Raw genomic sequence first — 7816 nt, forward strand, 5'->3', positions numbered from 1 at the left:
CTCCCCTTCGTCGTCGCCCTCAACGGCTTCGACGGACACCAGCCCCACACCGCCGACGAGGTCCGCGAAGCGCTCCAGCTCAGCGCCGAGACCCCCGTCATCACGCTCGACGCCCGCCGCCGCGACAGCGCCAAGAGCGCCCTCATCACCCTCGTCGAGCACGCCCTCCTCGCCCGACTCCGATGACGGACACGGCCGCGGCCGCGGCCCACGGACCTCCGAACGAAGGTCCGTGGGCCGCAGCCGCGGCGGGTCGCCCGGCGGGCTGCCCGGTGAGCTACTCGGTGGGCTCCAGGCCGGCCCGGATCAGCCCGTAGGTGTAGGCGTCCTCCAGCGCCAGCCAGGAGGCGGCCACCACGTTGTCGGCCACCCCGACGGTCGACCAGGTGGACGTGCCGTCGGTGGACTCGATCAGCACCCGGGTCTTGGAGCCGGTGCCGTGCTGGCCCTCCAGGATGCGGACCTTGTAGTCCACCAGCTCGAACCGGGCCAGCGGCGGGTAGATCCCCTCCAGCGCGGTGCGCAGCGCCTGGTCCAGCGCGTTCACCGGGCCGTTGCCCTCGCCGGTGGCGATCCGGCGCTCCCCCTTCGCCCACAGCTTCACCGTCGCCTCGTTGCCGGTGAACCCGTTCGGGCCCTGCTCGCTGATGGTCCGCCAGGACTCCAGGGTGTAGAAGCGGTCCCGGCCGCCGCGCACCTCGTCGCGCAGCAGCAGCTCGAAGGAGGCGTCGGCGGACTCGTAGGTGTAGCCGAGGTTCTCCTGCTCCTTCACCTTGGCCACCACCCGGCCGGCCAGGTCCCGGTCGGTGGACAGGTCGTAGCCGAGCTCCTTGCCCTTGAGCTCGACCGAGGCGCGGCCCGCCATGTCGGAGACCAGCATCCGCATGGTGTTGCCGACCCGCTCCGGGTCGATGTGCTGGTACAGGTCCGGGTCGACCTTGATCGCGGAGGCGTGCAGGCCCGCCTTGTGCGCGAAGGCCGAGTAGCCGACGTACGGCTGGTGGGTGGAGGGGGTCAGGTTGACCACCTCGGCGATCGCGTGCGACAGCCTGGTCATCTCGGCGAGCCGGCCCTCGGGGAGCACCCGCCGGTCGTACTTGATCTCCAGCGCGCCGACCACCGGGAACAGGTTGGCGTTGCCGACCCGCTCGCCGTAGCCGTTGGCGGTGCACTGGACGTGGGTGGCGCCGGCGTCCACCGCGGCCAGCGTGTTGGCCACCGCGCAGCCGGTGTCGTCCTGGGCGTGGATGCCCAACCGGGCGCCGGTGACGGCGAGGACGTCGGCGACGGTCTCGCGCACGCCGGCCGGCAGCATCCCGCCGTTGGTGTCGCACAGCACCACCACGTCCGCCCCTGCCTGGTGCGCGGTGCGGACCACGGCCAGCGCGTACTCGCGGTTCGCCCGGTAGCCGTCGAAGAAGTGCTCGCAGTCGATGAACACCCGCCGCCCCTGCGCGCGCAGGAACTCGACGCTGTCCCGGACCATCTCCAGGTTCTCGTCCAGGGTGGTGCGCAGCGCCAGCTCCACGTGCCGGTCGTGCGCCTTGGCGACGAGGGTGACGACCGGGGCGCCCGAGGCGACCAGCGCGGCCAGCTGCGGGTCCTCCGCGGCCTTGCCGCCGGCCCGGCGGGTGGCGCCGAAGGCGACCAGCCGGGCGTGCCGGAGGTCCAGTTCGGCGGCGGCCCGGGCGAAGAACTCGGTGTCGCGCGGGTTGGCCCCCGGCCAGCCGCCCTCGATGAAGCCCACTCCGAACTCGTCCAGGTACCGCGCGATGGCCAGCTTGTCCGCCACCGTCAGGTTGATGCCCTCCCGCTGCGCGCCGTCGCGCAGGGTGGTGTCGAACACGTGGAAACTGTCGTCGGTACGGCTGACCTCGGTCATGACCCCTGGTTCTCCGTTCGGGGAGGTTCGTACTGCTCTGCCGGATTGCGAGTCCCGGCTCCACTGTCCAGCATCCCGCGCGCGGCTCCGGTGTCCCCGAGCCCCTTGTGGGGGCTCCCGGCCGGTCCGGAGGCTGTGTTGATCGGGGCGATGCCCGAAAAACGAAAAAACCCCTCGCGGGTGCGAGAGGTCTGCGCGCGGGTCTGGACGCTGGTGGTCGCTCCGCATCGGGTCCTGCGGGAGCGGTCACTGCGGACCGGCGCGCCTGCTGTTAATAATCAGCGACAGCGAGGACACGTTCGCAGTCTGGCACACGTCCCGGCATCCGGCCCGCCCGTCTCGCGATGCGAAACGGGCCAGGCCGGAGCGGGTGCCGCCTCAGACGATCTTGTGCAGCCAGCCGTGGGTGTCGGGGGTCTGGCCGCCCTGGATGGCCAGCAGGGCCCGGCGCAGCTCCATGGTGGTCGGGCCGGGCTCGCCGGTGCCGACCGTCCAGTCGGCGGCGGCCGACTTGACCGAGCCGACCGGGGTGATGACGGCGGCGGTGCCGCAGGCGAACACCTCGGTGAGGGTGCCGTCCGCGTTGGCCTGCTGCCACTCGTCGGTGGAGATCCTCCGCTCCTCGACGGCGTAGCCGAGGTCGGTGGCGAGCTGGAGCAGCGAGTCGCGGGTGATGCCGGGCAGCAGGGCGCCGGACAGCTCGGGGGTGACGATCTTCGCGTCCTTGCCCTCGCCGAAGACGAAGTACAGGTTCATGCCGCCCATCTCCTCGATCCACCGGTGCTCGGCGGCGTCGAGCCAGACGACCTGGTCGCAGCCCTTCTCGGCGGCCTGGGCCTGGGCGATCAGCGAAGCGGCGTAGTTGCCGGCGCACTTGGCGGCGCCGGTGCCGCCGGGAGCGGCCCGGACGTACTCCTTGGACAGCCACACCGAGACCGGCTTGACGCCGCCCGGGAAGTAGGCGCCGGCCGGCGAGGCGATGATCATGAACAGGTAGGAGTTCGCCGGGCGGACACCCAGACCGACCTCGGTGGCGAACATGAACGGACGCAGGTACAGGCTCTGCTCGGGCTCGTTCGGCACCCACGCCTGGTCCTGCTGGACCAGCAGCTCGACGGCCTCGACGAAGGTCTCCACCGGCAGCTCCGGCATCGCCAGCCGGCGGGCCGAGGCCTGGAAGCGGGCCGCGTTGGCCTCCGGGCGGAAGCTCGCGATGGAGCCGTCGGCCTGGCGGTAGGCCTTGAGGCCCTCGAAGATCGACTGGCCGTAGTGCAGGGTCATGTTCGCCGGGTCGACCTCCAGCGGCGCGTACGGCGCCAGCTGGGCGTCGTGCCAGCCCACGCCCTCGGTCCAGCGGATGGTGACCATGTGGTCGGTGAAGACCCGGCCGAAGCCGGGGTTGGTCAGCCGGGCCTCGCGCTCCGCGGTGGGCAGCGGGTGGGCGGAAGGCTTGAGGTCGAACGTGATGGGCGCCTGGGTGGGCGTGCTCATGGCTGTTTCCTTCACCGTGGGGTAGGTCCGGGCCGCCACCGCCGGGTGCCCGCCGCGGCCAACCAGCACCGGAACGAACGCACAACGGCACGACCCACTGTCGATACTCGCATCCAGAGGGCCGTGCCGAACAGCTGCCCGCTCCTTGGGGAGCTGCAAGCTGCGGTTATGTGGTGCGGCCCGCCGGGCCGCGACCGTTGTCGGCCCCGGCCCGTGGGCCGGAGTCCGTCAAGCGGATCCGGCCCGTCAGCCGGCTACTCGGGTGACCAGCGCGTCGCCGACCTCGGAGGTGCTGCGGGTGCCGGTGCGCTCGGCCAGGTCCGCCGCGACGGCGGCCTCCACCCGGGCGGCCTCGGCGGCGAAGCCCAGGTGCTCCAGCAGCATGGCGACCGACAGCACGGTGGCCGTCGGGTCGGCCTTGCCCTGGCCCGCGATGTCCGGCGCCGAACCGTGCACCGGCTCGAACATCGACGGGAACTCGCCGCCCGGGTTGATGTTGCCGCTCGCGGCCAGGCCGATCCCGCCGGTGACGGCGGCGGCCAGGTCGGTCAGGATGTCGCCGAACAGGTTGTCGGTGACGATGACGTCGAAGCGCTCCGGCTGGGTGACGAAGAAGATCGTCGCCGCGTCGACGTGCAGGTAGTCGGTGGTGACCTCCGGGAACTCCCGGCCGACCTCCGCGAAGATCCGCGACCACAGGTGCCCGGCGTGCACCAGCACGTTGTTCTTGTGCACCAGCGTCAGCTTCTTGCGCGGACGCGCCTGGGCCCGGCGGTAGGCGTCGCGCACCACGCGCTCGATGCCGAACGCGGTGTTCAGGCTGACCTCGGTGGCCACCTCCTGCGGCGTCCCGGTGCGCAGCGAGCCGCCGTTGCCGACGTACGGGCCCTCGGTGCCCTCGCGGACCACCACGAAGTCGATGGCTCGTCGTGTCGGAGACGCGCCGTCGGACTCAGTGCCGGCCAGCGGGGACTTCACCCCGGGGAACAGGCGGCCCGGACGCAGGTTGATGTGGTGGTCGAAGGCGAACCGCAGCTTCAGCAGCAGCCCCCGCTCCAGCACGCCCGACGGCACGCTCGGGTCGCCGATGGCGCCCAGCAGGATCGCGTCGTGCGACTTCAGCTCGGCCAGCACGCTGTCCGGCAGGGTCTCCCCGGTCCGGTGGTAGCGCCGGGCGCCGAGGTCGTACTCGGTGGTCTCCAGCTTCACCTCGGCGGGAAGCACGGCACCCAGGACCTTGAGACCTTCGGCCACCACTTCCTGGCCGATGCCGTCACCCGGGACAACTGCGAGACGAATCGTGCGAGACATGCTCGGACCCTACTCCGGTGTCCCAGGGGCTGACACCCGGCGTCCACCATCCGGACGTCCGGGCATGGAACGTTGTCTGACGGGCGGAGAAGACCAGGCCACCGAAGAGCAGCTCGGTGTGGGGCGGGAGATCCCGTAGCCGATCCAGGTCGTCCGCGGTGTAGCCGGTAGCCGGAGGGCGCAGCCACCCCGGCATCGCAAGGTCGGGTTCCCTTTCCACGGGGGCACCATCGCAGGCCGATCCGCCGGGCTGCCACCTCATCACCCCTACGAGGGAGCGCGGGGGGCCTGATCCGTGCGGGGAGCGCGCTTAGGGTGACGGGGTCCGGCAATCCCTCGCGGAAACGGGGTCGAGCAGCAGATGGGCGTGCGGCGACGGGATGTGCTGGTCTGCGGGAGCGCGGCCGGGCTGGCGGTGGGCGGGTACGCGCTCGCGGTGGGGCTGCGCGGGGCGTGGCCGACGGGGGCGGGCGAGGCCGCCCTGCCGTACCACGCCCACCTGTGGGACCTGATGCACGGGCGGGCCGCCGGGGACCTCCTGTTCAACTGGAACAGCGGCTACGGCGTCCCGTTCCTCGCCGACTTCTTCGCCTACCTGATGAACCCGTTCTCCTGGGCGACCGCCCTCCTCCCCCGCGACCAGGGCCGGTTCGCGCTCCTCCTGGTCACCCTCGCCACCATCGGCCTCGGCACCGCCCTGATGGCCCACCTGCTCGGCCGGCTGCACGCCGGCCCGCACTGGCTGCGGGCGCTCGCCGCCGTCGGGTACGGGCTCTGCGCCTGGGTGCTCGACGTCGGCGGGGCGGCGCCGATGTGGCTCTGGGGCCTGGTCTCGCTGCCGCTGCTCGGCCTGGCCGCCGACTGGTGCCTGCGCGAGCGGCGCTGGGTGGCCGGCTCGCTGTGCGTCACCCTCGCCTGGGCCGGCAACCTGTACACCGCCGCGCTGGCCACCCTGATGGCCGGGCTGCTGCTGGCCGTCCGCCTGTTCGCCACCCCGCGGCCGTTGCGCCACCGGGTCCGGGTCGCCGGGCGGGCCTTCACCATGGCCACCACCGGCGTCCTGCTCGCCTCGCCCGTGCTGTTCGTCGCCGTCCGGGCCGCGCACGGCGCCCAGCCGGAGTCCCCGGTGCAGCCGCTCGGCCCGTCCGGGCTCGGCGGGCACCTCGCGCAGTTGCTGCCCGCCACCCACGGCGGGCGGCCGCTGCCGGACGTCGCGATCGGCCTGCTGGGGCTGCTGCTGGTGTGCGGGCTGCCGTTCAACCGGCGGGTGCGGGTGCGGGAGCGGGCGGTCTGGTGCGGGGCGCTGGTGCTGGTGGTGCTCAGCTTCGTCTGGACCCCGACCGTGGTGGTCTGGCACGGTCTGGCGATCCCGGCCGGCGGGCCGTACCGGGTCGCGTTCGCGCTCAGCGGCCTGCTGGTGCTGGCCGGTTGGGTGTCGCTGGCGCACCGGCCGGACCGGCTCACCCTGCTGGGCGGCGCCGCCGTGGTCGCGGTGATCGCCGCGCTGGCGGCGGGCCGGCACTCGGTCCGCGCCTCCACCTGGACACTGCTGGCCGTCGGCGGGGTCGTCCTGCTCGCCGCGCTCTGGACCCTCGACCGCCGGCACACCGACCGCCGGGCCACCGCCCTGGCGACCTGGGTGCTGGCCGGCGCGGTGCTCGGCAACTCCGTCTGGTCCGGGTACGCGGCGCTCGCCGCCGCCCCGGCCGACACCGCCTCCGCCAGCGCCGTCCGGGCCGGGTACGCGGCGGTGCGCGACGGCGCCGCGTGGCCCCGGGGCCGCAGCGACCCCGGCCCGCACGCCTTCACCACCAACGATCCGCTGCTGCTCGACGGCCAGGGCGGCGGCTACTTCAGCGGCTACCTGCCGACCGTCGCCGCCCTGCTGCTGCACGACCTCGGCGCGGGCTGGACGGCGGGCGGGCGGCAGACCGCCAGCGTCACCGATCCGGTCGGGCAGGCCCTGTTCGCCGTCCGCTCCCACCTCGACGACGGGCCGCCCCCGGCCGGCTTCACCCCCGGGCGGGCCGCCGCACCGCCGCTGGTCACCGTGCTGCCGCCCGGCGCCCGGCCGGACACCTCCTCGGTCTGGTCCCGGCAGGAGTCACTGCTCGGCAGCCGGGTGTACGAGGCCCCGCTGCCCGTCCCGGCCGGCGGCCCGGCGCCCACCCTGCACGGCACCAGCGGCTGGTCGCTGCCCGGCGGCGCCGAGGGCACCGTCCTCACCGCGGCCTGCACCCCCGGCGGCACGGCCTACTTCCACGGCGTCTGGTACCGGGGCACGGTCAGCGGTCTCGGCACCACCTACCGCAGCGACGGCGAACAGCCCACCACCGCCGTCGCGATCCACCGGCTGGGGCCGGTCCCCGCCGACGGGACGGTCCGGGTGACCCTGCGCTCCGACACGGTCGGCCAGATCCCGGCCCGCCCGATCGGCTGCCTGCGGCCCGGCGCCCTGGACGACGCCGTCGCCCGTCTCACCGCCACCGGCGCGACCGGCGTGGCGGCCGGCGGGCACACCCTCGCCGCGACCCTCCCGTCCGGCTCCACCGGCACCGCGCTGCTGTCCGTCCCGGCCGCCGAGGGCTGGACCTGCGCGGCGGGCGGCGGCCGGTACGTCCCGCCGACGCCCGTCCTGGGCATGATCGGCGTCCCGCTCGGCGCCGGCGCCGACCGCGTCGCCTGCTCCTTCCGCCCGCCCGGTCTCACCGAGGGCCTCACCGTCAGCTCCGCCACCGCCGCCGCCCTCGCCCTGGTCGCCGTCTTCACCCGTTTCTCCCGCCGCCCGGCCCGCGCCCCCCGCCGCACCCGTCGGCTCGCCGCCCAGGCCGCCCAGGCCACTGACCGGGGCTGAGGCGACCAGGCCTGAAGCAACCGGGACGAACCCTGCCGGGCACGGCAGACGGCCGTCGGCACCACGGAGCCCCGTCACCGAGGCGCGGCACAACGCACGGGGGCGGGGCGGCAGGGGGGGGGGGGGGGGCCCCGGGGGGGGGGGGGGGGGGGGGGGGGGGGGGTGGTTGTGGGGGGGGGGGGGGGGGGGGGGGGGGGGGGGGGGAGAAACAAACAAAACAAAAACCAAAAAACACAAAAAGAACAACCCACTCCCACCCTCCCCCACCCCCCCCCCCC

Annotated in this window: 4 protein-coding genes and 1 pseudogene; 2 read left to right on the forward strand and 3 right to left on the reverse strand. The window is 74.1% G+C overall.

Annotation, left to right across the window (positions count from 1 at the left end):
• Positions 1-186 (forward strand): annotated as a pseudogene (locus AC07AL_RS38270) (ATP-binding protein); the annotation flags it as partial.
• Between the two features lie 91 nt (positions 187-277).
• Here the strand turns inward: AC07AL_RS38270 and cimA are convergent.
• From cimA to AC07AL_RS38285, 3 genes are all read right to left on the reverse strand, one after another.
• On the reverse strand, positions 278-1882 hold the full coding sequence (gene cimA, locus AC07AL_RS38275) for a citramalate synthase (RefSeq protein ID WP_363589458.1): 1605 nt from the start codon (positions 1880-1882) through the stop codon (positions 278-280).
• Between the two features lie 378 nt (positions 1883-2260).
• Positions 2261-3373 (reverse strand): branched-chain amino acid aminotransferase, encoded by a 1113-nt coding sequence (locus AC07AL_RS38280; protein ID WP_363589460.1) that lies wholly within the window; start codon positions 3371-3373, stop codon positions 2261-2263.
• A gap of 246 nt (positions 3374-3619) precedes the next feature.
• On the reverse strand, positions 3620-4684 hold the full coding sequence (locus AC07AL_RS38285; protein ID WP_363589462.1) for a 3-isopropylmalate dehydrogenase: 1065 nt from the start codon (positions 4682-4684) through the stop codon (positions 3620-3622).
• A 367-nt stretch (positions 4685-5051) separates the two neighbouring features.
• On the opposite strand from AC07AL_RS38285, the gene AC07AL_RS38290 reads away from it, so the two are divergent.
• Positions 5052-7538: a YfhO family protein gene (locus AC07AL_RS38290; protein ID WP_400806256.1), complete on the forward strand. Its 2487-nt coding sequence runs from the start codon at positions 5052-5054 to the stop codon at positions 7536-7538.
• The last annotated feature ends 278 nt before the right edge of the window (positions 7539-7816 follow it).

Source organism: Kitasatospora sp. NPDC043949, from assembly GCF_056435365.1.